Consider the following 26797-nt stretch of genomic DNA (forward strand, 5'->3'; position numbering starts at 1 on the left):
GTGTCAGGTGCCGGGTGCCGTCCGCGCGGTCACGCGCTGGGGCTGGCCGAAGCGCTGGGACTCGCCGAGGCGTCGGTGGTCTCGGACGGGGTGGGCGACGGTGTCTCGGCCGCCGTCACGTTCAGCGGGACGTTGAGCGTGGCGCCGCCCTCGGTGGTGAGGCGGAGCATGTACGTGCCGGCAGTGCCGTCCGCGTACAGCTCAGGCAGCGTGAGCAGGCCGTTCGCGTCCGTCGTCAGGCCCGACAGGGTGCGCACCGGCTGGCCGTTCGCGTCCTTGAAGTACGGGCCCTTGTCGTTCTCGGTCGGGTCGAGCACCGACTTGATCAAGGTGGCGGTGACCGCCACCCCGTCCGCCGCGGCGCCCTGGTACGTCGCCCTCACCCCGACCTGCTCGGCGAACTCGCCGCCCGCCGTGCAGCTCAGCACGGTGTCGCTGGTGCGGGCGAGAGCGTCGGCGGCGCGGGCGGTGACGGTCGCGGTGTAGTCGACGCCGGGGATCGAGCGGCCGACCACGGTGGCCCGCACGGTGAACGCGCCGGTCTTCTCGCCCGCCTGCAGCGCCGGCGCGACGGCCACGCCCGCGGTGCCGGTGACGATTGTGGCGACCTTCTCGCCTCCGGCGAAGGTCGCGTCGGTGTCGCCCACGATCGTGAAGCGGACGCGCACCTTGGCGACGCCCTTGCCGTCCTTGCCCTCGGCGCGGGTGCTGACCCGCTCGGCGAACGCGTCGCCCGCCATCGTGGTGAGCTGCGCGGTGCCGCCGTCCTCCAGGTGGTCCACCGTGTCGGTGGGGGTCTGCGGGGCGGTCGGCGGCTGGGGCGTCGGGCTGCCGGCGTCGCCGCCCGACGGCGGGGTGGGCGGCTTCGGGCTGGGCGGGTCGGTTCGCGGCTTCGGCGACGGCTTCTGCGTCGCCGGCTTCGACCGGTCCGGGTCGTCGCTGCGGTTGGCGGGCAGCGCGCCGGTGCCGTCGGGGATCTCGTGCGTGCCCTTGCGGTAGTACTCCAGCCAGGACAGGACCGTGTTCAGGTAGTCCGTCGAGTGGTTGTAGCTGAGGATCGCGCTGTGCAGGTCGTCCTCGACGGACAGGTCCCAGCCGAAGCGGCACAGGTAGTGGCCGGCGGCGAGGGCGGCGTCGTAGATGTTGTTCGGGTTCTTGACCCCGTCGCCGTTGCCGTCGCGGCCCGCCCACGCCCAGGTGGTGGGGATGAACTGCATCGGCCCCACGGCCCGGTCGTACGTGCTGTCCCCGTCGTACGCGCCGTTGTCGCTGTCGCTGATGTGCGCGAAGCCGTTGCCATTGAGCGCGGGGCCGAGGATCGGGGTGATCGTGTTGCCGTCGGCGTCGACGTTGCCGCCGCCCGCCTGGCCCGACTCGACCTTGCCGATGGCGGCGAGGAGCTCCCAGGGCAGATTGCAGCCGGGCTTGGCCTCGCGCAGCTCGGCCGCCGCCTTCTTGTAGGCGTCGAGGACGGTCGCGGGTATCCCCGCGGCGGCGTCGCCCGTGGCGGTCGGGTCGGCGACGGGGCCGACGGTGGGCGCGGGGCTGGGGCTTTCCAGCGGCGGCAGGTCGGTGTAGTACGGCGAGTTGCCGGTCGCGCCGTCCCCGGCAGGTGTGTCGGCCGAGGGCTGGGCGCCGGTGGTGCTCTGCCTGCCGGCGTCGTCGGTCTCGACTCCCGGGGCCTGGGAGGCGACCAGTGCCGCCGCCACCGCCGCGGCCACGGCGGTGTTCGTCGCGCCCTTGCGCAGCCTCCTGCCGAAATGCGCCGCCATGAAGAGAACCCCTCCCGTGGGCGTCCGAGTCGCCCGCATATGCCCTGTTGCCACTGCTCTGTTGACGCTGTTCCGTTGATCCTGCCCTGCTGGGAGTCGCACGCACTCCCCTGCTCGTCAACCCAGGCGACCCTACGACAACTTCATTCGCCCGGGCACCCGTTCGCGGCCGTTCTTCACCGCTTGGCCATGCGGTGTTGTGACGCCGGCCGCCCTTGAGGTCCGCGCACTCGCCGCCTGCCGTCGCTCATACTGGACGTCAACGTCCGCCCAGGGGAGCACTGTTGCCGTTCACGCTCAGTCATGCGGCAGCCGTGCTGCCCGCCGTCCGTCCCGATGGAACCGGCCGCGGCCCGCTGGTGCCGGCCGTGCTCGTCGCGGGATCGTTCGCGCCCGACATGCCCTATTACGTGGCGAGTGTGCTGTCCGGCGCGATGAAGTTCGGCGACGTGACGCACTCCTTCGCGGGGGTCTTCACCGTCGACGTGCTCATCGCCTGGCTTCTGGTGGGGCTGTGGCTGCTGCTGCGCGAACCGCTGGTGGCCCTGCTGCCGCGCGGGTGGCAGCCACGGGTGGCCTCCCTGCTGCGCTGCGGGGCGGCACGCGCGCGCGTACGGCCCTCCCTGGTGGCGCGGTGGTACGTCTCCGCCGTGCTCGGCGCGCTCACGCACGTCGTCTGGGACGCGTTCACGCACCTCGACCGGTGGGGGATGCGGCTGTTCCCGGTGCTGGGCCGGGAGATCGCGGGCTCGCCGCTGTACTGGTACCTGCAGTACGGCGGTTCGGCGGTGGCCGCGGTCGTCATCGCCCTGTTCGTGGCGGTCGCGCTGCGGCGGACGCCGCCGGCCGAGCCGGTGGGGGTTCCCGCGTTGCCGGTGCGGGACCGGTGGCTGGCGTTCCTCGCGATCGGCGGCTGCGCGGCGGTGGCGGCGGCGCATCGGGCGGCGCGCTGGTGGGCCTACTGGGGATCCTCGGCGAAGCCCTGGGAACTGATCCCGACCCTGTGCTTCGGCGCGGGGGCGGGGCTGGTGCTGGGGGTTCTGGCGTACGCCGTGGCGGTGCGGCTGCGGCGACCGGTTGTCGTCCCCCGGGCCCGTCGTTCGGATCAGGTCACAGCGAGCCGACAGCGCTGACCGGCGCCAGGCCTCGCGCGTCCGCGGCGTGAACCGTACGACCGGCCCTAGCGGTTCGGGAGGGGTCGGCAGGGAGCGGGACCGGAGCCGTCAGGGGGCCTGATCGCTCCGGCCACGACGGGAAGCGGCGCGACGAACACGGTGAGGGTGCTTGCCGGGCGGGCGGCGCGGGGCAGCAGGGTCAGGCAGAGCGCCAGGTAGCCGCGGGCCAGGTCGGCCCACAGGCGCCATGCCGCGGTGTCGCGGGCGCGGGGAGCGAGGGGTCTGCGGCTGTTCCAGTGGGCGGTGACGCGGCGGCGGAGATCCGCCGCGGCGTGGGACAGGACGGCCGCCGGGCCGCCGGGGACGCGGGCGGTGCTTGCGCCGACCGCGTGGGCCGGAGGCGGTGCCTGAGCCGGTGCCGTTCGGCGGCTGAGCATGCGTATACCCATGGCGGCATCTTGACCGGCCCGGACGGCGGGCGGCGCTTCCGCGGGGGCCACGCGAGTGAAGGGCCCTCCGGGGTGGGGCGGGGGCGGCGGCTGGTCCGAGGGGGCGGTGAGCTGCGGGGTTGCGGGGGATGGGGAAGGTCGGGGGTGGTCCCGGATGCGATCAGCCGTGGTCCCCGCAGCATCGGGCGCCGTGGTCAGGGGGTCGGCCCTGGCCTCGCTCGGGGACGGTCACCGTGACGAGGAGGTCCGCTGCGGCCTCACGGCACGACAGGCACCGCGGTGAGGGCTGTCAGCCCTGTCTCGTGGGGGGACGTCCTCACCGCCCGCTCAGCGAGCCCAGGCACAGGGGTCAGCCCTGGCTCGTGGGGGGACGGTCACCGTGACGAGGAGGTCCGCTGCGGCCTCACGGCACGACAGGCACCGCGGTGAGGGCTGTCAGCCCTGTCTCGTGGGGGGACGTCCTCACCGCCCGCTCAGCGAGCCCAGGCACAGGGGTCAGCCCTGGCTCGTGGGGGGACGGTCACCGTGACGAGGAGGTCCGCTGCGGCCTCACGGCACGACGGACAACCCGGCGAGGACTCCGTTGCAGCCTCACGGCACGGTGGGCATTGCGGCGAGGTGGGTCAGCGGTGGCCTCAGGGCGAGGCGGGCACCAGGGGGTCCGCTGCGGGGTCTCGGAGAGCTGGGCATCGCCGGGGCGCGCCACCGGCCGGTCACCGACGCGGCGGCGAGGGCACCGCGTCGCCGCGGCGGCGGGCGCACCCACGCAGCCGTAGGCTCCCGGCATCGCGATCGAGGCCCCCGGCACCCCCGCCGAGGGCCCTGTGCGCGCCGGAGGCGGACTGGGACCGTTCCCCCAGAGGCCACCGGCGAACCGTAGCCGTCCCTTCAGAGGCCTCCGGGCGAACCAGTAGCCGTCGCCCCGTAGGCCACCGGCGGACACTGGCCGCCCTCCGGAAACCACCGGCGGACTTCGGCCGTCCCCCCGGGAGGCCACCTGCGGCCACCACTGGGCTCCCCCAGAAGCCACCGGCGGACCTTGGCCGTCCCGTGGGAGGCCACCGTCGAGCAGTGACCGCCCCCGGGAGGCCACCGGCGCCGAGTGACCGTCCGCCGCAGGCTAGTGCGCGGCCGACTCCCAGTCGGGTCCCACGCCCACCGAGACGTCGAGCGGCGCCCTGAGGTCGACGGCGTGGGACATCTCGCGGCGGACCAGTTCCTCCGCCGCCTCCCGCTCACCGGGAGCGATCTCCAGGACGATTTCGTCATGGACCTGGAGGAGCAGCCGGGACCTGAGGTCCGCCGCGCGCAGCGCGTCGTCCACCTTGAGCATGGCGATCTTGACGATGTCGGCCGCCGTGCCCTGGATGGGCGCGTTGAGGGCCATGCGCTCGGCCGCCTCGCGACGCTGGCGGTTGTCGCTGTTGAGGTCGGGGAGATAGCGCCGGCGGCCGAAGATCGTCGCCGTGTATCCCGTCGCCCGCGCCTCGTCGACCGCCCGGCGCAGATAGTCCCGTACACCGCCGAAGCGCTCGAAGTACGCGTCCATCAGGGCACGGGCCTCGGCCGCCTCGATGTTCAGCTGCTGGGAGAGACCGAACGCCGACAGCCCGTAGGCCAGGCCGTACGACATCGCCTTGATCTTGCGGCGCATCTCCGCGTCCACCGCCGTGGGCTCGACCGCGAACACCTGCGAGGCGGCCGTGGTGTGCAGGTCCTCGCCGGAGGTGAACGCCTCGATCAGGCCTGCGTCCTCGGACAGGTGGGCCATCACGCGCAACTCGATCTGGCTGTAGTCGGCCGTCATCAGCGACTCGTAGCCCTCGCCGACGACGAAACCGCGGCGGATCGCCCGGCCCTCGTCCGTGCGCACCGGGATGTTCTGCAGGTTCGGGTCCGTCGACGACAGACGGCCGGTCGCGGCGACCGTCTGGTTGAACGTGGTGTGGATGCGGCCGTCGGTCGCGATCGTCTTGATCAGGCCCTCGACCGTGACGCGCAGCTTCGCCTGCTCACGGTGCCGGAGCATGATCACCGGCAGTTCGTTGTCGGTCTGGGTCGCCAGCCAGGCCAGCGCGTCGGCGTCCGTGGTGTAGCCGGTCTTCGTCTTCTTCGTCTTGGGCAGGGCCAGCTCGCCGAAGAGGACCTCCTGGAGCTGCTTGGGCGAGCCCAGGTTGAACTCGTGCCCGGCCGCCGCGTGCGCCTCCTTCACGGCCTGCTGCACGGCACCGGCGAACGTCTGTTCCATGGCCTCCAGGTGGGAGCGGTCGGCCGCGATGCCGTTGCGCTCCATCCGGGCCAGCAGCGCCGACGTCGGCAGCTCCATGTCGCGCAGCAGGTCCGCCGCGCCGACCTCTTCCAGCCGGCCCTCGAAGGCCTGGCCCAGGTCGAGGATCGCGCGGGCCTGCACCATCAGCGCCTCGGCCTCGGCCCCGTCGTCCGCGCCGAAGGCGAGCTGGCCGTCGGCGGAGGCGGCGGGCGCCAACTCGCGGTGCAGGTACTCCAGGGACAGCGCGTCCAGGTCGAAGGAGCGGCGGCCCGGCTTGACCAGGTAGGCGGCGAGCGCCGTGTCCATGGTGACGCCCGCGATGGTCCAGCCGTGCTCGGCGAAGACCCGCATGGCGCCCTTGGCGTCGTGGAAGACCTTGGGCCGGCCGGCGTCGGCCAGCCAGGCCGCGAACGCCTTCTCGTCGGCCTCGTCCAGCTCGGCCGGGTCAAGCCAGGCGGCCGCACCCTCGGGAGCGGCGAGCGCGACCTCGGCGACCGAGCCCGTGCCGAGCGCCCAGGTGTCGACGGTGGCCACACCGAGCGGGCCCGTGCCGTGCTCGGCGAGCCAGGGCGCCAGCTCGCCCGTGCCCAGGACCGTGCCGTCCAGCTCGACGCCGTCCGTCACGACCGGCGTCGTCTCGGCCTCCTCGGCGCCCGGGTCGACGCCGAACAGCCGCTCGCGCAGCGAGGGGTTCCTGATCTCCAGGGTGTCCAGCACCATCGCGACGGCCTTGCGGTCGTACGGCACGCGCGCGAGGTCGGCGACCGTCCCGGGCAGCTCGACCTGCCGCTCCAGCTCGGTGAGCCGGCGGTTGAGCTTCACCGCCTCCAGGTGGTCGCGCAGGTTCTGCCCGGCCTTGCCCTTGACCTCGTCGACGCGCTCGACCAGCTCCGCGAACGAACCGAACTGGTTGATCCACTTGGCGGCCGTCTTCTCGCCGACGCCGGGGATGCCGGGCAGGTTGTCCGACGGGTCGCCGCGCAGCGCCGCGAAGTCGGGGTACTGCGCGGGCGTCAACCCGTACTTCTCGAGGACCTTCTCCGGGGTGAACCGGGTCAGCTCCGAGACGCCCTTCGTCGGGTAGAGCACCGTCGTGTGCTCGGAGACGAGCTGGAAGGAGTCGCGGTCGCCGGTGACGATCAGCACCTCGAAGCCCTCGGCCTCGGCCTGCGTGGTGAGCGTGGCGATGACGTCGTCCGCCTCGTACCCCTCGATCGCGAAGCGCGGGGCGTGCATCGCGTCGAGCAGCTCGCCGATCAGCTCGACCTGGCCCTTGAACTCGTCCGGAGCCTTGGAGCGGTTCGCCTTGTACTCCGTGAACTCCTCGGAGCGCCAGGTCTTGCGGGAGACGTCGAAGGCCACCGCGAAGTGCGTGGGCTCCTCGTCGCGCAGCGTGTTCGCCAGCATCGACGCGAAGCCGTAGATCGCGTTCGTCGGCTGGCCCGTCACGGTCGTGAAGTTCTCCGCGGGCAGCGCGAAGAACGCGCGGTAGGCCAGCGAGTGCCCGTCCATGAGCATCAGGCGCGGACGGGTACCGCCGGGGGTGTTCTCGGTCTTCTTCGATGCTGTCTCTGCCACGCCCCCGATCCTGCCACGCCGCACTGACAGCCCGCCCCGGGCCGCCCTGCCGCGAGATGATCGCGTACCGGTGGCGACGGGTGTCGAAGGCTGGGGCCTGCGGGCCGCGCGGTGTCCGCCGTCGTGGTCGCGAACGGCGCCGGAGCCTGCGCCGGCGCCGGCTTTGCCGACGTCCTCCGTCCGGCCCGGCCTCCATCGCTGTCACTGCCGCGTGCGAGGATCGGAGACGTAGCTCACACGTGTCCGCAAAGGAGAGCGCGCGATGGCAACGAAGCCGCCCAAGGCCGATCCGGTTCAGGACGCGCCGCAGGTCGCCGAGCCGCAGCACGCGGCGGCCGGGCTGCCCGCCATCGGGCACACCCTGCGCATCGCCCAGCAGCAGATGGGCGTCCGGCGCACCGCGCTGACGCTCCTCAGCGTCAACCAGAAGGACGGCTTCGACTGCCCCGGCTGCGCCTGGCCGGAGCCGGACCACCGGCACAAGGCGGAGTTCTGTGAGAACGGGGCGAAGGCGGTCGCCGAGGAGGCCACCCTGCGCCGGGTCACCCCGGAGTTCTTCGCCGCCCACCCGGTCGCCGACCTCGCGACCCGCAGTGGCTACTGGCTCGGGCAGCAGGGCCGGCTCACGCACCCCATGTACCTGCCCGAGGGGGCGGAGCACTACGAGCCGGTCACGTGGGAGCGCGCCTTCGACATCGTCGCCGAGGAGATCGCCGCGCTCTCCTCCCCCGACGAGGCCGTCTTCTACACCTCGGGACGGACCAGCAACGAGGCCGCGTTCCTGTACCAGCTGTTCGCGCGCGAGCTCGGCACGAACAACCTGCCCGACTGCTCGAACATGTGCCACGAGTCGTCCGGCTCGGCGCTGTCGGAGACCATCGGCATCGGCAAGGGCAGCGTCCTGCTGGAGGACCTGTACCGGGCGGACCTGATCGTCGTGGCCGGGCAGAACCCCGGCACCAACCATCCGCGCATGCTCTCCGCCCTGGAGAAGGCCAAGGCGAACGGCGCGCGGATCATCAGCGTCAATCCGCTGCCCGAGGCGGGCCTGGAGCGGTTCAAGAACCCGCAGACGCCCAAGGGCCTGACCAGCGGGTCCTCGCTCACGGACCTGTTCCTGCAGATCCGCATCGGCGGCGACCAGGCCCTGTTCCGCCTCCTCAACAAGCTGATCGTGGAGACCGAGGGCGCCGTCGACGAGGAGTTCGTCCGCGAACACACCCACGGGTACGAGGAGTTCGCCGCCGCCGCCCGCGCCGCCGACTGGGACGAGACGCTCACGGCGACCGGCCTCGCACCCCGGCAGATCCACGAGGCCCTGGAGATGGTCCTCGCCTCCGAGCGCACCATCGTCTGCTGGGCGATGGGCCTCACCCAGCACAAGCACGCGGTGCCGACCATCCGCGAGGTGGTCAACTTCCTCCTGCTGCGCGGCAACATCGGCCGTCCCGGCGCGGGCGTGTGCCCGGTGCGCGGCCACTCCAACGTCCAGGGCGACCGCACCATGGGCATCTTCGAACGCCCGGCACCCGCCTTCCTGGACGCCCTGGAGCGCGAGTTCGGGTTCGCTCCGCCGCGCGAGCACGGCTACGACGTCGTACGCGCCATCCGCGCCCTGCGCGACGGCGAGGCGAAGGTCTTCTTCGCCATGGGCGGCAATTTCGTCTCCGCCTCCCCCGACACCGAGGTCACCGAGGCCGCGATGCGGCGTGCCCGCCTCACGGTGCACGTGTCGACGAAGCTCAACCGCAGCCACGTCGTCACGGGCGCGCGGGCGCTGATCCTGCCCACCCTGGGCCGCACCGAGCGCGACCTCCAGGGCAGCGGTGAGCAGTTCGTGACGGTCGAGGACTCCATGGGCATGGTGCACGCGTCCCGCGGCCGTCTGGAGCCCGCGAGCGCGCATCTGCTGTCCGAACCGGCCATCGTCTGCCGCATGGCACGCCGCGTGCTGGGCGAGCGCAGCCTCACCCCGTGGGAGGAGTTCGAGAAGGACTACGCCACGGTCCGCGACCGCATCGCCCGCGTGGTCCCCGGTTTCGAGGACTTCAACGCGCGTGTGGCCCGCCCCGGCGGCTTCGCCCTGCCGCACGCCCCGCGCGACGAGCGCCGCTTCCCGACGGCCACCGGCAAGGCCAACTTCACCGCGGCGCCCGTCGAGTACCCGAGGCTGCCCGAGGGCCGGCTGCTGCTGCAGACCCTGCGCTCGCACGACCAGTACAACACCACGATCTACGGCCTCGACGACCGCTACCGGGGCATCAGGAACGGCCGCCGGATCGTCCTCGTGAACCCCGAGGACGCGCGCGAGCTGGGGATCGCCGACGGCTCGTACGTCGACCTCGTCAGCGAGTGGACGGACGGCGTGGAGCGCCGGGCGCCCGGTTTCCGGGTCGTGCACTACCCGACCGCGCGGGGCTGCGCCGCCGCCTACTACCCCGAGACGAACGTCCTCGTCCCGCTGGACGCCACCGCCGACGTCAGCAACACCCCGGCCAGCAAGTCCGTCGTCGTCCGTCTGGAACAATCGGCGACCGACTGAGCGTTTGCTCAGCCAGAGCGCAACCGGCCTCGACCCGGTCCGACGACGAAGACGACGAAACGGAGCCAGTCCCCATGGGCGAGCAGCACCAGGTGAAGTTCCCGCAAGAGGTCATCGACGAGTACGCGACACTCGGCGTCGACCTGCCCGCCCTGTTCTCCGCCGGGCACCTGGGCACGCGCATGGGCGTGCAGATCGTGGAGGCCTCGGCGGACCGCGTCGTCGGCACGATGCCGGTGGAGGGCAACACCCAACCGTACGGCCTGCTGCACGGCGGCGCGTCCGCGGTGCTCGCCGAGACCCTCGGCTCGGTCGGCTCCATGCTGCACGGGGGCAGCTCCAAGATCGCCGTCGGCGTCGACCTGAACTGCACCCACCACCGGGGCGTCCGCTCCGGCCTGGTGACCGGCGTGGCCACGCCCGTGCACCAGGGGCGCTCCACGGCGACGTACGAGATCGTGATCAGCGACGAGGACGGCCGCCGCGTGTGCACGGCCCGCCTGACCTGCCTGCTGCGGGACGTGCGGCCGGGCGACGGCGAGCACATACGCACGGCGGGCTGATCCGGCCAACTCCCTTGCCATTGCCCGCGAACGCCCCGCGTCGTAGCGTCGGCACATGGCAACGGGAGGACCCACCCGATCGGCAGCCCTCGGGCTGTTGCTGCTGACCGGCGCTCTCGTCACCGGATGCGCCGGACCGGCCTCCGGTCGGACCTCGGACACGACCGCCGGCCACACCTCCGACGCGGCCTCCGCCCAGACCTCCCGCGTCGCCCCCGCCTCGCCCTCCCCCCGCGCCACCACGCCCGCCGAGGTGTGCGCCCGGATCGTCGCGTACTGGTCCCGGGAGGTCCTGGACGACGGCTCCTACGGCGACTACCAGTCGATGGGCCTGTCCAACGGGCAGTACGACATCCTGAGGAACGTCGTCGACGCCGCCCGCACGGAGCGCGAGCGCCAAGGCCGCGCTGCTGCCGAGCAGTTGATCGACCGTCAGGCCCGTGTGCGCTGCGCCGGGCGGTACCGCGACGGCGGGCCCACCGGGGGGCCGTGGAGTTGAGCGGCGTCGGCCCCATCGAACCGGGCGAGGGCACACGTGCGTGGGAGCCCCCGCCCGCTCCGCCCCCGCGCGGGCCGGCCGCACGGCTGCCCGCCCGACGCCGCCGAGCCCTCCTCGCGGCCACCTCGGCCACCGCCCTCGCGGCCGCCGGCGCCTTCCTCCACGCCACCCGCCCCGAGGCCGCTCCCCCACCGGATCCGCCGCCTCCGTCCCAGACGGTCGGCGTCACCTACCTCGCCCCTCTCACCGTCGGGCACGCGACGGGGGGCTTCCGCTTCACGGTGGCGGTGACCGCGCACTCCGGCCCACCGGTCACGGTGACCCGGATCAGCCAGCCGTACGAAGGTCTTTCCCTGACCGCGATTCCCCGCCCGCCATTCCGCGTCCGGACCGAAATGGCCCACACAGTCAAGATCATCATGAAGGTCACGGATTGCGGAAAAGTGCCACGGAACGCCGGACTCCCTTTCCTGGATGTAACGCTGCGTAATACGCACGCAATAGAGGCACACAGTTTCATCCTGGGTGAGCGCTATGCCCACGATCTCTCGGACGCCCTCCAAGTAGCCTGCGGCAACGAGTCCTTGCCATCACCAAAACACACAAACGCTACTGATGACATCCGAAGGGGCCTGCGAGTCTCATAATGCGGACAGGGCGAATCGGCCGGAATTCCGCGCTTCCACCCGCTCAGTACCGCTCTGCATTACGTCGTGTCATAACAAGAGCGTCACAGCCTTCGCCAGACTCTCCTCCATGTTCCCTGCACACGCTTAGAGTCACGGCCAGTCACCGCGCCGTCGGAATCGACGTCACTGGGCCTCTCTTCGGCCCGAGCGCTCGACTCGGCGTCTTCCACGGGGAAGCGCCGCGCCAGGGAAAGGACTGATCGTGCGTCAACGTTCGCTCATCGCCATGACCGCCGCTCTGGCGGCGGGAGCGCTCACTCTCACCGCCTGCGGTTCGCGTGACGGGGACGGCGGCTCGGACTCCAACGGCGGCGGCACCACCGTCGTCATCGGTATCGACGCCCCGCTGACCGGCGACCTGTCCGCTCTCGGTCTGGGCATCAAGAACTCCGTGGACCTGGCCGCCAAGACGGCCAACAAGGAGAAGTACGTCGAGGGCGTCACCTTCAAGGTCGAGGCCCTCGACGACCAGGCGCAGCCCTCCGCGGGTCAGCAGAACGCCACCAAGTTCGTCGCCAACAAGGACGTCCTCGGTGTGGTCGGCCCGCTGAACTCCTCCGTGGCCGAGTCCATGCAGAAGGTCTTCGACGACGCCAAGCTCGTGCAGGTCTCGCCGGCCAACACCAACCCGGCCCTGACCCAGGGCCCGGACTGGCAGACCTCGAAGGCGCGTCCGTACAAGTCGTACTTCCGCACCGCGACCACGGACGCCATCCAGGGCCCGTTCGCCGCGCAGTACGTCTACAACGACGCCAAGAAGAAGAAGGTCTTCGTCATCGACGACAAGAAGACCTACGGCGCGGGCCTCGCCGCCACCTTCTCCGAGGAGTTCGAGAAGCTCGGCGGCAAGGTCGTCGGCACCGAACACATCGACCCCGAGACCAAGGACTTCTCCGCGGTCGCGACCAAGGTCAAGAGCTCCGGCGCCGACGTCGTCTACTACGGCGGCGAGTACCCGCAGGCCGGCCCGCTCAGCAAGCAGATCAAGGCCGCCGGCGCCAAGATCCCGCTGGTCGGCGGTGACGGCATCTACAGCGCCGACTTCATCAAGCTGGCCGGCGCCAGCGGCACCGGCGACCTCGCCACCTCCGTCGGCGCCCCGGTCGAAGACCTCCCCTCCGCCAAGGAGTTCGTCGCCAACTACGAGGCCGCGGGCTACAAGGAGGCCTACGAGGCCTACGGCGGTTACTCCTACGACTCGGCCTGGGCCATCATCGAGGCCGTCAAGCAGGTCGTCGAGGGCAACAACGGCGAACTGCCGGACGACGCCCGCGCCAAGGTCACCGAGGCCATGCAGGGTGTCACCTTCGACGGTGTGACCGGCAAGGTCTCCTTCGACGAGTTCGGTGACGCCACCAACAAGCAGCTCACCGTGTACTCCGTGGAGAACGGCGCCTGGAAGGCCGCCAAGTCCGGCACCTACGAGGGCTGATCCCCACCCGCACCACTCCACCGAGCCGCGCGGGCGCTGCACCACTGGCGCCCCGCGCGGACTCGCATCCGGCCCCCTGTCGACGAATCATCCGAAGTCTCGGAGGACATGCGGTGAACGAACTGCCGCAGCAGCTGGTCAACGGCCTGCTACTAGGATCCATGTACGGGCTGGTCGCCATCGGCTACACGATGGTCTATGGCATCGTCCAGCTCATCAACTTCGCCCACGGCGAGATCTTCATGATGGGTGGCTTCGGCGCCCTCACCGTCTACCTGTACGTGCTGCCCGACGGCACGTCCCTGTGGGTGGCGCTCCCGCTGATGCTCATCGGAGGCATCATCGTCGCCGTCCTTGTCGCCGTGGGAGCGGAACGGTTCGCCTACCGCCCCCTGCGCACGGCCCCACGCCTCGCGCCCCTCATCACCGCCATCGGTCTCTCCCTCGCGCTGCAGCAGGCGGTGTGGGCCTGGTACCCCGACGCCCGCTCCGCCATCACGTTCCCGCAGATCGACGGCGGCCCCTTCGAGATCGGCAGCGTCACGATCCAGACGGGTGACGTCTTCCTGCTGGTCGCGGCCCCGATCAGCATGGCGATCCTCGCCTACTTCGTGATGAAGACCCGCACCGGCCGCGGCATGCAGGCCACCGCGCAGGACCCGGACACCGCCAAGCTCATGGGCATCAACACCGACCGCATCATCGTGGTCGCCTTCGCCCTCGGCGCCGCGTTCGCCGCCGTCGGAGCCGTCGCCTACGGCCTCAAGTACGGCGAGGTCCAGTTCCGCATGGGCTTCATCCTCGGCCTCAAGGCCTTCACCGCCGCGGTCCTCGGCGGCATCGGCAACATCTACGGCGCCATGCTCGGCGGTCTGGTCCTCGGCGTGGCCGAAGCCCTGTCGACCGCCTACATCTCCGACATCCCCGGCATGGACCAGTTCGGCAGCCAGTCCTGGGCCAACGTCTGGGCGTTCGTACTCCTCATCCTCGTACTCCTGTTCAGGCCCCAGGGTCTGCTCGGCGAGCGCGTCGCGGACAGGGCGTGATCCACCGATGACCACACAGACCACAGCACCGGGGACCCCTCGCCAGGTCGACGCCGGCCAGCACGCCGGACTCATCGGAATCCCCCCGCAGACCGGTCGCGCCCTCGCCACCGCCGGTGGTGTCCTGACGATCGCCTCGACCTTCCTCGCCTGGACCTGGACGTCCGAGTTCCCCGGTGACCTCACCGTCTACGGCTACCCCGGCGGCCTGCAGGTCCTCGTCCTCATCGGCGGCCTCCTCACCACGCTGTTCGGTGTCGCCTCCTACGGCGTCAAGGGCCTCGGCTGGCTCACCCCCGCCGGCGCCGACAGCGCCCTGAAGCTGTCCGCGCTCGGCGCCTTCGCCACCGCCTGGTACACGATCATCGCGATGACGGTCCAGCTCGGCGGCCTGGTCAACCTCGAACCGGGCGGCTGGGTCGTGGCGATCGCCACCCTCGTGGCCCTGCTCGGCGCAATCGCCCTGCCGTTCGACTGGCCGGCCGCGGAGCCCGCCGACCCCGAGGACACGCTCAAGGAGCGCCTGCTGCACCAGTGGCGGCAGATCCTCGCCGTCGTCAAGGCCGCCTTCGCCACCGGCACCGCCGCGCCCGCGCGCAAACTGCCGGCGTACGCCGAGATCCTCGTCATCGTCGCCGCGCTCGCCCTCGGCCTGACCGTCTTCACCTACGGCATCGGCACCGAGTACGACGAACTCTTCGTCGGCTTCCTCATCACCGCCGGCTTCGGCTTCGCCGCCGCCGCCAAGGCCGGCCTCGTGGGCCGCGTCTCGGCCCTCACGGCCAAGCACCGCAACGTGACGATGATCGGCGCGTTCGTCGCGGCCGCCGCCTTCCCCTTCACCCAGTCCGACGACCAGTACGCGACGATCGGCGTCTACATCCTGATCTTCGCCACCGTCGCCCTCGGCCTGAACATCGTCGTCGGCCTCGCCGGGCTCCTCGACCTCGGATACGTCGCCTTCCTCGGCGTCGGCGCGTACACCGCCGCCATGGTCTCCGGATCGCCGTCCTCCCCCTTCGACATCCAACTGCCGTTCTGGGCCTCCGCCCTGCTCGGCGCCGCCGTCGCCATGGTCTTCGGCGTCATCATCGGCGCCCCCACCCTGCGCCTGCGCGGCGACTACCTCGCCATCGTGACGCTCGGCTTCGGTGAGATCTTCCGGATCACCGTCCTCAACATGGACGGCACCTCCGGCCCCGACATCACCAACGGCTCCAACGGCATCTCCTCCATCCCCAACCTCAACATCCTGGGCTTCGACTTCGGCCAGGAACACACCATCGCCGGCTTCACCATCGCGCGGTTCGCCAACTACTTCCTGCTGATGCTCCTCATCACGCTGGTCGTCGTGATCGTCTTCCGCCGCAGCAGCGACTCCCGCATCGGCCGCGCCTGGATCGCCATCCGCGAGGACGAGACCGCCGCCCTCGCCATGGGCATCAACGGCTTCCGGGTCAAGCTCATCGCCTTCGCCCTCGGCGCCGCGCTCGCCGGCCTCGCGGGCACGGTGCAGGCACACGTGACCTACACGGTCACGCCCGAGCAGTACCAGTTCGCCCACGTCGTCCCGCCCAACTCGGCGTTCCTGCTGGCCGCGGTGGTCCTCGGCGGCATGGGCACCATCAGCGGCCCCCTCGTCGGCGCCGCGCTGCTCTACCTCATCCCCGCCAAGCTCCAGTTCCTCGGCGACTACCAACTCTTCGCCTTCGGTCTCGCACTGGTCCTGCTGATGCGCTTCCGTCCGGAAGGGCTCATCCCCAACCGGCGCCGCCAGTTGGAGTTCCACGAAGAGACGGAAGCACCCACAGTCCTCAGCAAGGCAGGGGCCTGACCCATGACAACCGACACCATCACCACCGGGGAGACCGTCCTCGACGCCCGCGGCGTCACCATGCGGTTCGGCGGTCTGACCGCGGTCCGCAACGTCGACCTCCAGGTCAACAGCGGCGAGATCGTCGGTCTCATCGGCCCCAACGGCGCCGGCAAGACCACCTTCTTCAACTGCCTGACCGGCCTCTACATCCCCACCGAGGGCGAGGTCCGCTACAAGGGCACCGTCCTGCCGCCCAAGTCCTTCAAGGTCACGGCGGCGGGCATCGCCCGCACCTTCCAGAACATCCGTCTGTTCGCCAACATGACGGTCCTGGAAAACGTGCTCGTCGGCCGCCACACCCGCACCAAGGAAGGCCTCTGGTCCGCACTCCTGCGCGGCCCCGGCTTCCACAAGGCGGAGGCCGCCTCCCGCGAACGCGCCATGGAACTCCTGGAGTTCGTCGGCCTCGCGGCCAAGGCCGAACACCTCGCGCGCAACCTGCCCTACGGCGAACAGCGCAAGCTGGAGATCGCGCGAGCACTGGCGAGCGAGCCCGGCCTGCTGCTCCTCGACGAGCCCACCGCGGGCATGAACCCGCAGGAGACACGGGCCACCGAGGAACTGGTCTTCGCCATCCGCGACAAGGGCATCGCCGTCCTCGTCATCGAGCACGACATGCGCTTCATCTTCAACCTCTGCGACCGCGTCGCCGTCCTCGTCCAGGGCGAGAAACTCGTCGAGGGCGACAGCGCCACCGTCCAGGGCGACGAACGCGTCGTCGCCGCGTACCTGGGCGAGCCGTTCGAAGGCGACCCCGGCGCCACCGAGGCGGCGGAGGTCGAGGCCGCCGAGGCACAGGCCGACACCACGTCGTCCGGCAAGGAGAACGACCGATGACCGCACTGCTCGAAGTCGAGGACCTCCGGGTCGCGTACGGCAAGATCGAGGCCGTCAAGGGCATCTCGTTCAAGGTCGACGCCGGCGAGGTCGTCACCCTCATCGGCACCAACGGCGCCGGCAAGACCACCACCCTGCGCACCCTGTCGGGCCTGCTCAAGCCCGTCGGCGGCCAGATCCGCTTCAACGGCAAGTCGCTGAAGAAGACCCCCGCCCACCAGATCGTCTCCCTCGGACTCGCCCACTCCCCCGAGGGCCGGCACATCTTCCCGCGCATGACGATCGAGGACAACCTGCGCCTCGGCGCGTTCCTGCGCAACGACAAGCCCGGCATCGAGAAGGACATCCAGCGCGCCTACGACCTCTTCCCCATCCTCGGGGAACGGCGCAAGCAGGCCGCCGGCACCCTCTCGGGCGGTGAGCAGCAGATGCTGGCGATGGGCCGCGCCCTGATGTCCCAGCCCAAGCTGCTCATGCTGGACGAGCCGTCGATGGGCCTGTCCCCGATCATGATGCAGAAGATCATGGCGACCATCGCCGAGCTGAAGTCCCAGGGCACGACCATCCTCCTGGTCGAGCAGAACGCCCAGGCCGCGCTGTCCCTGGCCGACCACGGCCATGTGATGGAGGTCGGCAGCATCGTCCTGTCCGGCAGCGGCCAGGACCTCCTGCACGACGAGTCGGTCCGCAAGGCCTACCTCGGCGAGGACTGAGCCCCACCGGCGCCAACGACGAGGCCCGCGCCCCCTGACCGCCAGGGGACGCGGGCCTCGCGCCGCTTCGGACAACTCAGCCCTTGGCCGCCCTCTTCTCCGCGGCGTCCTGGATGACCGCCTCCGCGACCTGCTGCATGGACATCCGCCGGTCCATCGACGTCTTCTGAATCCACCGGAACGCCGCCGGCTCGGTCAGCCCGTACTCCGTCTGGAGGACCGACTTCGCCCGGTCCACCAGCTTGCGCGTCTCCAGCCGCTGCGAGAGGTCGGCGACCTCCTTCTCCAGCTCCTTCAGCTGCGTGTACCGCGACACCGCCATCTCGATCGCCGGCACCACGTCACTCTTGCTGAACGGCTTCACCAGATACGCCATCGCACCCGCGTCACGGGCGCGCTCGACCAGGTCGCGCTGCGAGAAGGCGGTGAGCATGAGGACCGGCGCGATGGACTCCTCCGTGATCCTCTCCGCGGCGGAGATGCCGTCGAGCTTCGGCATCTTCACATCGAGGATCACCAGATCGGGCCGGTGCTCCCGGGCCAGCTCCACGGCCTGCTCACCGTCACCGGCCTCGCCGACGACCGTGTAGCCCTCCTCCTCCAGCATCTCCTTGAGATCGAGCCGGATCAGGGCCTCGTCCTCGGCGATGACGACACGGGTGGTCATCGGAGGCACGTGCGACTTGTCGTCGTCGGGCACGTCAACGGGCTGGGGCGACTCGGGGGCGGTCACTCGGGCTCCTCGTTCAGGGGGAGGGGTACTGCTGACAAGAGCCTACCTAGCTGCGGTAAGGTGGACGCGCTGAGGGTCGAGGGAAACCTTAGATTCTGCGAGCCCCGGTAGCCCAACTGGCAGCAGGCAATGGATTCAAAACCCATACAGTGTCGGTTCGAATCCGACCCGGGGCACTTTTCCTTGGAATCCAAGGTCACTCTCCAAAAGCGGATGTCCACGTTCTCGTGAACATCCGCTTTTCGTCGCATGTCGTCGCGTCCTCTCTCGCACAGTGGACGCATGTACGACATCGGCACACGCGAGCGAGCCCTGGAGCTGGTGGCACAAGGACGCAGCGTCAATTCCGTCAGCAAGGAGACCGGGATTTCATGCGCGGCAATCCGATCCTGGCTGAAGCGCATCACCCCGCTCCCACGGACGCGACACCAGTGCTCGATATGCGGCCCGACGGCCGAACCGCCCGCTGACCGAGCGGCCTACAGCTACCTGCTCGGTCTCTATCCCGGCGACGGCTGTATCAGCCCCGGAAGGAAAAGCGGCTACTTCCTCCGGATCGCGTGCGCCGACTCCTGGCCCGGCCTCATCGCCGCCTGCGCCGCCGCCGTCGAAGTCATCAACCCCAACGGGAAGTCCTACCGCGTCCAAGCGGTGGGCTACACCTCGATCGTCGCCTACAGCCAACACTGGCCCTGCCTCTTCCCGCAGCACGGCCCCGGCAAGAAGCACGAGCGCGCCATCGTCCTTCAGCCCTGGCAGCAGGAGATCGTCGACGGCCACCCCTGGGAATTCATCCGCGGTCTCATCCACTCGGACGGCTGCCGTGTCACCAACTGGACGACCCGCATGGTCGGCGGCGAACGCAAGCGCTACGAATACCCGCGGTACTTCTTCACCAACGTCTCCGCCGACATCCGCCGCCTCTACACCGACACCCTCGACAAGCTCGGCGTCGCGTGGACGATCTGCACCCGCGACGGGACCCCCTACAACATCTCCGTCGCCCGCAAAACCTCCGTAGCCCTCATGGACGCCCACGTAGGCCCCAAGCACTGACAGCCGGGAGCCGCGCCTACGCCCTCTCCCCGATGTGGTGGACCCGCACCATGTTCGTCGTCCCCGGCATCCCCGGAGGCGAGCCCGCGGTGATGATCACGGTGTCGCCGGGCTCGCAGCGGCCGTACTGCGTCAGGTGTTCGTCGACCTGCGCCACCATCGCGTCCGTGGAGTTCACGTGGGGGCCGAGGAAGGTTTCCACGCCCCAGGTCAGGCTCAGCTGGGAGCGCGTCGCGGGCTCGGGGGTGAAGGCGAGGAGCGGGATCGGGGAGCGGTAGCGGGACAGGCGGCGGGCCGTGTCGCCGGACTGGGTGAAGGCCACCAGGAACTTCGCGCCGAGGAAGTCGCCCATCTCCGCCGCCGCCCGGGCGACCGCGCCGCCCTGTGTGCGGGGCTTGTTGAGTTCGGTCAGGGGTGAGAGCCCCTTGGCGAGGAGGTCCTCCTCCGCCGCCTCGACGATCTTCGCCATCGTCCGGACCGTCTCGACCGCGTACGTGCCGACGCTGGTCTCGCCGGACAGCATCACCGCGTCGGTGCCGTCGATGACGGCGTTGGCGACGTCGCTGGCCTCGGCGCGCGTCGGCCGGGCGTTCTCGATCATCGAGTCGAGCATCTGCGTCGCCACGATCACCGGCTTGGCGTTGCGCTTGGCCAGCTTGACGGCGCGTTTCTGGACGATCGGGACCTGTTCGAGCGGCATCTCCACGCCCAGGTCGCCGCGCGCCACCATGATGCCGTCGAAGGCCGCGACGATGTCCTCGATGGCGTCCACCGCCTGCGGCTTCTCCACCTTGGCGATCACCGGGAGGCGGCGTCCCTCCTCGTCCATGATCCGGTGGACGGGCTCGATGTCCCGGCCGCTGCGGACGAAGGAGAGGGCGATGACGTCGAAGCCGGTGCGCAGGGCCCAACGCAGGTCGGCCTCGTCCTTCTCGGAGAGGGCGGGGACGGAGACCGCGACGCCAGGCAGGTTCAGGCCCTTGTTGTCGGAGACCATGCCGCCTTCGACGACGGTGGTGTGGACGCGAGGTCCGTCGACCTCGGTGACCTGCAGGCACACCTTGCCGTCGTCGACGAGGATGCGTTCGCCGGGGGTGACGTCGCCGGCGAGGCCGTGGTAGGTGGTGCCGCACGAGTGCCGGTCGCCCTTGGCGCCTTCTTCGGCGGTGATGGTGAAGGAGTCGCCGCGTTCAAGGAGTACAGGCCCTTCGGTGAAGCGGCCGAGCCGGATCTTCGGGCCCTGAAGGTCGGCGAGGAGCCCCACGCTGCGGCCGGTCTCGTCGGAGGCCTTGCGTACGCGCTGGTAGCGCTCCTCGTGCTCGGTGTAGCCGCCGTGGCTGAAGTTGAAGCGGGCTACGTCCATTCCGGCGTCGACCAGGTCCTTGATCTGGTCGTACGAGTCGGTGGCGGGGCCCAGAGTGCAGACGATCTTTGCTCGGCGCATGGGTCGAGCCTAGGCCTTACCGGTCGGTAGAGAATTGGTCGGGAATGACTACGCAACAACCGCTGCGTGAAGGGATGTTGTCAAGTGTTGAATTGTGCGGCGGGGTGCTCCGATGAGCATTCGAGCACCCCTTTCGCCTTGATGTCATGCATTCCCGCAGGTCGATTTCCCGATTCTCGTCAGAACTGGTCGGTCAGAGCCGGGGCGGCACCATCGTGAAGCGGGCGTTGACCTGGGCGTGGACGTGCTGCCGCTGGGGTTCGAGGTCGAGGGGGGCCGTGGCCGCGTCCTCGGCGGCGGCCGAGTAGGCCACGGAACGCATTCGGCCGCCGGCTGCCGTCGGATACGGGTGCGGGCCCTCGGCGCCGATGTCGGCGAGTTCCACCAGGGCCGAAAGCGTCGTGCCGAGTGCCTCGGCGTATTCCCGCGCGCGCTGCACCGCCTCATGGACGGCCTGCCGGCGGGCTTCGCGGTGGGCGGGCGAGTCGGGGCGCAGCGCCCACCAGGGGCCGTCGACTCGGGTGAGGTCGAGGTCGGCGAGGCGGGAGGTGAGTTCACCGAGGGCGGTGAAGTCGGTGAGTTCGGCGGTGAGGTGGACGATGCCGTGGTAGGTGCGGACGCGTTCGCCGCGGCCGTGTTTGGTGAGTTCCGGGGTGACGGTGAAGGCGCCGGTCTCGACGCGTTCGACGGCGTCGCCGTAGGACTTGACCAGGTCGAGGGCGGTGGTGTTGCGGCGGGTGAGGTCGTCGAGGGCGGAACGCCGGTCGCGGCCGCGGGCGGTGACGGTGACGCCGATGCGCGCGATCTCGGGGTCGACCTCGAGGTGCGCCTCACCGCGGACGGCGATGCGGGGGGCGTCGGGGGTGCCGTAGGGGACGGCGGGTGGCTGGGATTCCTCGGTGGGTGCGGTCATGCGCCCCACTCTGGCACCGCCCGAGGGGGTTTGACCCGGGCCGGTCACCGGATCGCCATGTCGGGGACCTGTTGCTGACGGTCATGTCCGGGTCAGAATCTACGCGCGTTGTTCTTGTTCCGGGTGACCGGGTCGACCGAGGGGTGCCGCAGATGCCGTTGAACCGCCGGAAGTTCCTGACGAAGTCCGCCGTGACCGGGGCGGGGGTGGCGATCGCCGGCACGGCGGGGGCACCGGCGGAGGCGGCGCAGGCTCAGGCTCATCAGGCACAGGCTCATCAGGCGCAGGCTCACCACAAGCGTCCCCGGCGGTACTCCCTCACCGTGATGGGCACCACCGACCTGCACGGACACGTCTTCAACTGGGACTACTTCAAGGACGCGGAGTACTCCGACGCCAAGGGCAACGTCCAGGGCCTGGCCCGGATCTCGACGCTGGTGAACCAGGTGCGCGAGGAGAAGGGCCGTCGCAACACGCTGCTGCTGGACGCGGGCGACACGATCCAGGGCACGCCGCTGACGTACTACTACGCGAAGGTCGACCCGATCACCGCCGAGGGCGGCCCGGTGCACCCGATGGCGCAGGCGATGAACGCCATCGGGTACGACGCGGTGGCGCTCGGCAACCACGAGTTCAACTACGGCATCGAGACGCTGCGCAGGTTCGAGGAGCAGTGCCGCTTCCCGCTGCTGGGCGCCAACGCCGTCGACGCCAAGACGCTGCGGCCGGCCTTCCCGCCGTACTTCATGAAGACGTTCCGGGTGCCCGGCGCCCCGCCGGTGAAGGTCGCCGTGCTGGGGCTGACGAACCCGGGCATCGCGATCTGGGACAAGGCGTACGTGCAGGGCAGGCTGGTCTTCCCGGGTCTGGTGGAGCAGGCGGCGAAGTGGGTGCCGAAGCTGCGGTCGATGGGCGCGGACGTGGTCGTGGTCTCCGCGCACAGCGGCTCCTCGGGCACGTCGTCGTACGGCGACCAGTTGCCGCACGTCGAGAATGCCGCCGCCGACGTGGCCCGGCAGGTGCCGGGCATCGACGCGATCCTGGTCGGTCACGCGCATGTGGAGATCGAGGAACTGCTGGTCACGAACGAGCGGACGGGCCGGACGGTCGTGCTGTCCGAACCGCTGTGCTACGCCGAACGGCTGACGCTGTTCGACTTCGAGCTGGTCCTCGACAGAGGGCGCTGGCAGGTCGAGTCGGTCAGGGCGTCGCTGCGGAACTCGAACACGGTCGAGGACGACCCGGCCATCACCAAGCTGCTGGCGGACGAGCACGCGAAGGTCGTGGAGTACGTCAACCAGGTCGTCGGCACCGCGACCGAGACCCTGACGACGGTCGAGGCCCGCTACACGGACGCCCCGATCATCGACCTGATCACCAAGGTGCAGGAGGACGTGGTCAGGGCGGCCCTGGCGGGTACGGAGCACGCGTCGCTGCCGGTGCTCGCGCAGGCGTCGCCGTTCTCGCGGACGAGCGAGATCCCGGCGGGCGAGGTGACGATCCGGGACCTGTCGAGCCTGTACGTGTACGACAACACGCTGGTCGCCAAGCTGATGACGGGCGCGCAGGTGCGGGCGTACCTGGAGTACTCGGCGGAGTACTTCGTGCAGACGGCGGCCGGCGCGCCGGTCGACGTGGAGAAGCTGACCAATGCGGGCGGCCGCCCGGACTACAACTACGACTACGTGTCGGGGCTGTCGTACGAGATCGACATCGCCCGGCCGGCCGGGTCGCGGATCAGGAACCTGTCGTTCGGCGGTGCCCCGCTGGACGACGCCCAGCGGTTCGTGCTGGCGGTGAACAACTACCGCGCCAACGGCGGCGGCGCGTTCCCGCATGTGGCGTCGGCGCAGGAGCTGTGGTCGGAGTCGACGGAGATTCGCACGCGGATCGCGGAGTGGGTGACCGCGAAGGGTGTGCTGGATCCGAAGGACTTCGCGTCGGTGGACTGGAGGCTCACGCGGGACGGCACGCCGGTGTTCTAGTGCCGCGGCAGGCAACGTGTGCCCGGCAAGGAGCGGCGTCCGGGGCGTGCTTCGGGGTCCCCCGGCCGGAGGCTGGGGGAGTGCCGACCGGAAGCCCTCGTCATGGACGCACTTGGGCTTCCGACCGGTGCGGCGAGAGGGCGTGCCGGGCGTCGCGACGGGGTGAACGTTGCCTGTCGCGGCACCTAGTCCCTGCGGGTCGGCTCAGGTCCCGTCCCGCAGGGGGGTGAGCGCCCCGGGGTGCCGGGCGGGCGGGACCGGGGAGCGCTGCTGGTCGAGGCCGAAGGTGGTGAACGCGGTGCGGTGCGGCAGCGGGTACGGCTCCTTGCCGGTCAGCGCGTTGAGGATGGTGGCGCCGCGCCAGGCCGCCAGGCCGAGGTCGGGGGTGCCGACGCCGTGGGTGTGCGGCGAGGTGTTCTGCACGAAGACCGCTCCGGTGACCGAGGGGTCCAGGACCAGGCGGTACTCCTCGTCGACGCGTGGGCGTTCGCGGCTGTCGCGGCGCAGGTAGGGATCGAGGCCGGCGAGGAGGCGGGTGAGGGGGCGCTCGCGGTAGCCGGTGGCGAGGACGACGGCGTCGGTGGTGAGGCGTGAGCGGGTGCCCTGCTCGACGTGTTCCAGGTGGAGTTCGATCTGGGTGGTGGCGATGCGGCCGGCGGTGCGGACGCGGACGCCGGGGGTGAGGACGGCGTCGGGCCAGCCGCCGCCGAGGTTGCGCCGGTAGAGCTCGTCGTGGATGGCGGCGATGGTGCCCGCGTCGATGCCCTTGTGGAGCTGCCACTGGGAGGTGACGAGCTGCTCGCGGACCGGTTCGGGCAGGGCGTGGAAGTAGCGGGTGTAGTCGGGGGTGAAGTGCTCCAGGCCGAGCTTGGAGTACTCCATGGGGGCGAAGGCCTCGCTGCGGCCGATCCAGTGGAGCTTCTCGCGGCCGGGCGGGCGGTGGCGCAGCAGGTCGAGGAAGACCTCGGCGCCTGATTGTCCGGAGCCGACGACGGTGATGTGTTCGGCGGCGAGAAGGGTGGCGCGCTGGTCGAGGTAGTCGGCGGCGTGGATCACGGGGACGCCGGGTGTGTCGACGAGGGGGCGGAGCGGCTCGGGGACGTGGGGCTCGGTGCCGATGCCGAGGGCGATGTTCCTCGTGTACGTCCGGCCGAGGGACTCGGCTTGTCCGTTGGCGTCCAGCTGGGTGAAGTCGACTTCGAAGACGTCGCGTTCGGGGTTCCAGCGGACGCCGTCGACCTGGTGGCGATAGCGCAGGCCGGGGAGGTTGTCGGCCACCCAGCGGCAGTAGGCGTCGTACTCGGTGCGCCGGATGTGGAAGCGCTCGGCGAAGTAGAACGGGAAGAGCCGCTCGCGGTTCTTGAGGTAGTTGAGGAAGGACCAGGGGCTGGCGGGGTCGACGAGGGTCACCAGGTCGGCGAGGAACGGCACCTGGACGGTGGCGTCCTCGATGAGCAGGCCGGCGTGCCAGTCGAAGGCGGGCCGCTGTTCGTAGAAGACGGCGTCGAGCTCGGCGAGGGGGTGGGCGAGTGCGGCGAGGGAGAGGTTGAACGGGCCGATGCCGATGCCGACCAGGTCGCGGGTGGCCTGCGGTTCGTGGGGGGCCGGGTGGGGGGTGGCGGCCGGGTTCGCGTGCGCGGTGGCCGGTGGCGTGGTCGGCGGGTTCGTCGGGCGGGTCATCGGGGGGTGTGTCCTTCCACCAGTTTCAGGAGGGTGGCCAGGTCGTCCGGCCGGGTGTGGGGGGTGAGGAGGGTGGTCTTGAGCCAGAGCCGGCCGCCGAGCCGGGCGCGGCCGAGGACCGCGCGGCCGTCGCGCAGCAGTGCCCGGCGTACGGCGGCGACGGTGTCGTCCGTGGCCCCGGCCGGGCGGAACAGGACCGTGCTGATGGTGGGTCGGTCGTACAGGTCGAAGCCCGGGTGCGCGGCGATCAGCCGGGCCAGCTCGTCGGCGCGTTCGCACACCTGGTCGACGAGTGCTCCGAGGCCGCTGCGGCCGAGGCTCCGCAACGTGACGGCGATCTTGAGGATGTCCGGGCGGCGGGTCGTGTGCAGGGAGCGGCCGAGCAGGTCGGGGAGGCCTGCCTCGGTGTCGTCGTCGGCGTTGAGGTAGTCGGCGCGCTGGTGCAGGGCGGCGAGGTCGTGGGCGTCGCGGACGGTGAGCAGACCGGCGGCGACGGGCTGCCAGCCGAGTTTGTGCAGGTCGAGGGTGACGGTGTCGGCGGCGTCGAGCCCGGTGAGCCGGTGGCGGTGCCGCGCGCTGAACAGCAGCCCGCCCCCGTAGGCGGCGTCGATGTGCAGCCGGGCGCCGTGTGCGCGGCACAGGGCGGCGATCTCGGGCAGCGGGTCGATGAGCCCGGCGTCGGTGGTGCCGGCGGTGGCGGCGACGAGCAGGGGGCCGGGAAGGTCGCCCAGTGCCGTGCGAAGGGTGGCCGGGTCGAGGGTGCCGGCCGGGGCGGGGACGGTGACGGGTTCGGGCAGGCCGAGCAGCCAGGCGGCGCGGGTGAGCGAGTGGTGGGCGCCGGCGGCGGTGATCAGCCGGACGCCTGCGCCGTGTGCCTCGCGGGCGAGCAGCAGGGCGAGGTGGTTGGACTCGGTGCCGCCGGTGGTGACGAGGCAGTCGGCGGCGCCGGCCGCCTCGGCGAGGGCGCGGGTGACGAGGGTTTCCAGCGCGGAGGCGGCCGGGGCCTGGTCCCAGGAGTCGAGGGAGGGGTTGAGGACGGTGGCGGCGAGGTCGGCCGCGGCGGCGAGGGCGAGGGGCGGGCCGTGCAGATGGCCGGCGCACAGCGGGTCGGCCGGGTCGGCGGCGCCCTCGGCGAGCGCGTGGACGAGGGTCCGCAGGGCGTCCGGGTCGCCTTCGTCGGGCAGTGCGTCGCCCAGCGCGTGACGCATGCGGGCGGTGACCGCCTGCGGGCCGCCGGCCGGGAGCGGGCCGCCGCGGGCCCGGCCGCCGGCGTCCAGCGCGTCGAGGACGGTGTCGAGCAGCGGCCGCAGGGCGCCGGGGCCGTCGGGGCCTGAGGCGAGGGGCGGCGTGGGCATGTTCCCAGCTTGTACGCGGTTGGGGCGACGCGCCCGAAACGTGCGGGCAGAACGACCCGAAGGGGGTAACCGTCCGCGCGTTCACCCCGTGCCTTGCGGGGTACGGGCGTCGCTGAGGGCTGCCGCCCCAGGCCGCCGCCCCAGGCCGCTGCCCCAGGCCGCTGCCCCATGCCGCCGCCCTCAGGCCGCCGCCCCATGCCGCCGCCCCAGGCCGCCGCCCCCAGGCCGCTACCTCGGCCCCGGACGGGCCT

Annotated in this window: 19 protein-coding genes and 1 tRNA gene; 12 read left to right on the forward strand and 8 right to left on the reverse strand. The window is 71.0% G+C overall.

The features are described 5' to 3' along the window. Positions 1 to 29 precede the first annotated feature (29 nt). Entirely contained in the window at positions 30 to 1772 is a 1743-nt protein-coding gene (locus tag IPT68_RS09335; RefSeq protein WP_194074067.1) for a lytic transglycosylase domain-containing protein, read from the reverse strand. A gap of 284 nt (positions 1773 to 2056) precedes the next feature. On the opposite strand from IPT68_RS09335, the gene IPT68_RS09340 reads away from it, so the two are divergent. After that, positions 2057 to 2905: a DUF4184 family protein gene (locus IPT68_RS09340; protein ID WP_189698909.1), complete on the forward strand. Its 849-nt coding sequence runs from the start codon at positions 2057 to 2059 to the stop codon at positions 2903 to 2905. 47 nt (positions 2906 to 2952) lie between these two features. Here IPT68_RS09340 and IPT68_RS09345 read toward each other — a convergent pair whose 3' ends face one another. After that, positions 2953 to 3336, reverse strand: coding sequence for a hypothetical protein (locus IPT68_RS09345; protein WP_228040339.1), 384 nt, complete (start codon positions 3334 to 3336; stop codon positions 2953 to 2955). Positions 3337 to 4456: 1120 nt separating this feature from the next. Beyond that, on the reverse strand, positions 4457 to 7183 hold the full coding sequence (gene polA, locus IPT68_RS09350; RefSeq protein ID WP_189698910.1) for a DNA polymerase I: 2727 nt from the start codon (positions 7181 to 7183) through the stop codon (positions 4457 to 4459). Positions 7184 to 7445: 262 nt separating this feature from the next. Between polA and IPT68_RS09355 the strand changes: the two genes are divergently transcribed. From IPT68_RS09355 to IPT68_RS09390, 8 genes are all read left to right on the forward strand, one after another. After that, a complete protein-coding gene (locus IPT68_RS09355) occupies positions 7446 to 9725 on the forward strand; it encodes an FdhF/YdeP family oxidoreductase (protein ID WP_189698911.1) in 2280 nt (759 codons plus the stop codon). Between the two features lie 74 nt (positions 9726 to 9799). After that, a complete protein-coding gene (locus IPT68_RS09360; protein ID WP_189698912.1) occupies positions 9800 to 10288 on the forward strand; it encodes a PaaI family thioesterase in 489 nt (162 codons plus the stop codon). Positions 10289 to 10343: 55 nt separating this feature from the next. Beyond that, positions 10344 to 10787, forward strand: a complete 444-nt coding sequence (locus IPT68_RS09365; RefSeq protein ID WP_189698913.1) for a hypothetical protein — start codon at positions 10344 to 10346, stop codon at positions 10785 to 10787. An 891-nt stretch (positions 10788 to 11678) separates the two neighbouring features. Then, the gene (locus IPT68_RS09370) at positions 11679 to 12908 is read left to right on the forward strand and encodes a branched-chain amino acid ABC transporter substrate-binding protein (protein ID WP_189698914.1); all 1230 of its coding nucleotides are present in this window, start codon (positions 11679 to 11681) and stop codon (positions 12906 to 12908) included. Between the two features lie 113 nt (positions 12909 to 13021). Further along, the gene (locus IPT68_RS09375; RefSeq protein WP_189698915.1) at positions 13022 to 13954 is read left to right on the forward strand and encodes a branched-chain amino acid ABC transporter permease; all 933 of its coding nucleotides are present in this window, start codon (positions 13022 to 13024) and stop codon (positions 13952 to 13954) included. A gap of 7 nt (positions 13955 to 13961) precedes the next feature. Beyond that, positions 13962 to 15788 carry a branched-chain amino acid ABC transporter permease gene (locus tag IPT68_RS09380; protein ID WP_189698916.1) on the forward strand — a complete coding sequence of 609 codons (1827 nt, stop codon included), beginning with the start codon at positions 13962 to 13964 and terminating at the stop codon, positions 15786 to 15788. A 3-nt stretch (positions 15789 to 15791) separates the two neighbouring features. After that, positions 15792 to 16667 carry an ABC transporter ATP-binding protein gene (locus IPT68_RS09385; protein WP_189698917.1) on the forward strand — a complete coding sequence of 292 codons (876 nt, stop codon included), beginning with the start codon at positions 15792 to 15794 and terminating at the stop codon, positions 16665 to 16667. Next, a complete protein-coding gene (locus tag IPT68_RS09390; RefSeq protein ID WP_189698918.1) occupies positions 16664 to 17380 on the forward strand; it encodes an ABC transporter ATP-binding protein in 717 nt (238 codons plus the stop codon). The genes IPT68_RS09385 and IPT68_RS09390 overlap by 4 nt, the downstream gene beginning before the upstream one ends. A gap of 76 nt (positions 17381 to 17456) precedes the next feature. On the opposite strand, the gene IPT68_RS09395 is transcribed toward IPT68_RS09390, so the two are convergent. After that, positions 17457 to 18113, reverse strand: coding sequence for an ANTAR domain-containing response regulator (locus IPT68_RS09395; RefSeq protein ID WP_189698919.1), 657 nt, complete (start codon positions 18111 to 18113; stop codon positions 17457 to 17459). 101 nt (positions 18114 to 18214) lie between these two features. Here IPT68_RS09395 and IPT68_RS09400 point away from each other — a divergent pair. Together IPT68_RS09400 and IPT68_RS09405 are read left to right on the forward strand one after the other, a co-directional pair. Further along, positions 18215 to 18289: transfer RNA gene (locus IPT68_RS09400), tRNA-Leu, on the forward strand. 106 nt (positions 18290 to 18395) lie between these two features. Continuing rightward, positions 18396 to 19169, forward strand: a complete 774-nt coding sequence (locus tag IPT68_RS09405) for a helix-turn-helix domain-containing protein (RefSeq protein WP_189698920.1) — start codon at positions 18396 to 18398, stop codon at positions 19167 to 19169. A gap of 16 nt (positions 19170 to 19185) precedes the next feature. On the opposite strand, the gene pyk is transcribed toward IPT68_RS09405, so the two are convergent. Then, on the reverse strand, positions 19186 to 20613 hold the full coding sequence (gene pyk, locus IPT68_RS09410; RefSeq protein WP_189698921.1) for a pyruvate kinase: 1428 nt from the start codon (positions 20611 to 20613) through the stop codon (positions 19186 to 19188). Positions 20614 to 20806: 193 nt separating this feature from the next. Next, the gene (locus IPT68_RS09415) at positions 20807 to 21526 is read right to left on the reverse strand and encodes an SIMPL domain-containing protein (protein ID WP_189698922.1); all 720 of its coding nucleotides are present in this window, start codon (positions 21524 to 21526) and stop codon (positions 20807 to 20809) included. A gap of 152 nt (positions 21527 to 21678) precedes the next feature. On the opposite strand from IPT68_RS09415, the gene IPT68_RS09420 reads away from it, so the two are divergent. Further along, positions 21679 to 23511: a bifunctional metallophosphatase/5'-nucleotidase gene (locus IPT68_RS09420; RefSeq protein WP_189698923.1), complete on the forward strand. Its 1833-nt coding sequence runs from the start codon at positions 21679 to 21681 to the stop codon at positions 23509 to 23511. A gap of 204 nt (positions 23512 to 23715) precedes the next feature. On the opposite strand, the gene IPT68_RS09425 is transcribed toward IPT68_RS09420, so the two are convergent. Together IPT68_RS09425 and IPT68_RS09430 are read right to left on the reverse strand one after the other, a co-directional pair. Continuing rightward, on the reverse strand, positions 23716 to 25191 hold the full coding sequence (locus tag IPT68_RS09425; RefSeq protein WP_189698924.1) for a lysine N(6)-hydroxylase/L-ornithine N(5)-oxygenase family protein: 1476 nt from the start codon (positions 25189 to 25191) through the stop codon (positions 23716 to 23718). Next, the gene (locus tag IPT68_RS09430; protein ID WP_189698925.1) at positions 25188 to 26546 is read right to left on the reverse strand and encodes a pyridoxal phosphate-dependent decarboxylase family protein; all 1359 of its coding nucleotides are present in this window, start codon (positions 26544 to 26546) and stop codon (positions 25188 to 25190) included. The genes IPT68_RS09425 and IPT68_RS09430 overlap by 4 nt, the downstream gene beginning before the upstream one ends. Positions 26547 to 26797 lie beyond the last annotated feature (251 nt).

The organism is Streptomyces chromofuscus (assembly GCF_015160875.1).
Lineage (GTDB): Bacteria > Actinomycetota > Actinomycetes > Streptomycetales > Streptomycetaceae > Streptomyces > Streptomyces chromofuscus.

What these genes read in the sequence shown, in the direction of transcription:
- IPT68_RS09385 (WP_189698917.1), top strand. Translation starts at nt 15,792, where the DNA reads ATGACAACCGACACCATCACCACCGGGGAGACCGTCCTCGACGCCCGC.
- IPT68_RS09405 (WP_189698920.1), top strand. Translation starts at nt 18,396, where the DNA reads ATGTACGACATCGGCACACGCGAGCGAGCCCTGGAGCTGGTGGCACAA.
- IPT68_RS09415 (WP_189698922.1), bottom strand. Translation starts at nt 21,526, where the DNA reads ATGACCGCACCCACCGAGGAATCCCAGCCACCCGCCGTCCCCTACGGC.
- pyk (WP_189698921.1), bottom strand. Translation starts at nt 20,613, where the DNA reads ATGCGCCGAGCAAAGATCGTCTGCACTCTGGGCCCCGCCACCGACTCG.
- IPT68_RS09420 (WP_189698923.1), top strand. Translation starts at nt 21,679, where the DNA reads ATGCCGTTGAACCGCCGGAAGTTCCTGACGAAGTCCGCCGTGACCGGG.
- IPT68_RS09365 (WP_189698913.1), top strand. Translation starts at nt 10,344, where the DNA reads ATGGCAACGGGAGGACCCACCCGATCGGCAGCCCTCGGGCTGTTGCTG.
- IPT68_RS09335 (WP_194074067.1), bottom strand. Translation starts at nt 1,772, where the DNA reads ATGGCGGCGCATTTCGGCAGGAGGCTGCGCAAGGGCGCGACGAACACC.
- IPT68_RS09380 (WP_189698916.1), top strand. Translation starts at nt 13,962, where the DNA reads ATGACCACACAGACCACAGCACCGGGGACCCCTCGCCAGGTCGACGCC.
- IPT68_RS09425 (WP_189698924.1), bottom strand. Translation starts at nt 25,191, where the DNA reads ATGACCCGCCCGACGAACCCGCCGACCACGCCACCGGCCACCGCGCAC.
- IPT68_RS09430 (WP_189698925.1), bottom strand. Translation starts at nt 26,546, where the DNA reads ATGCCCACGCCGCCCCTCGCCTCAGGCCCCGACGGCCCCGGCGCCCTG.
- IPT68_RS09390 (WP_189698918.1), top strand. Translation starts at nt 16,664, where the DNA reads ATGACCGCACTGCTCGAAGTCGAGGACCTCCGGGTCGCGTACGGCAAG.
- IPT68_RS09360 (WP_189698912.1), top strand. Translation starts at nt 9,800, where the DNA reads ATGGGCGAGCAGCACCAGGTGAAGTTCCCGCAAGAGGTCATCGACGAG.
- IPT68_RS09355 (WP_189698911.1), top strand. Translation starts at nt 7,446, where the DNA reads ATGGCAACGAAGCCGCCCAAGGCCGATCCGGTTCAGGACGCGCCGCAG.
- IPT68_RS09345 (WP_228040339.1), bottom strand. Translation starts at nt 3,336, where the DNA reads ATGGGTATACGCATGCTCAGCCGCCGAACGGCACCGGCTCAGGCACCG.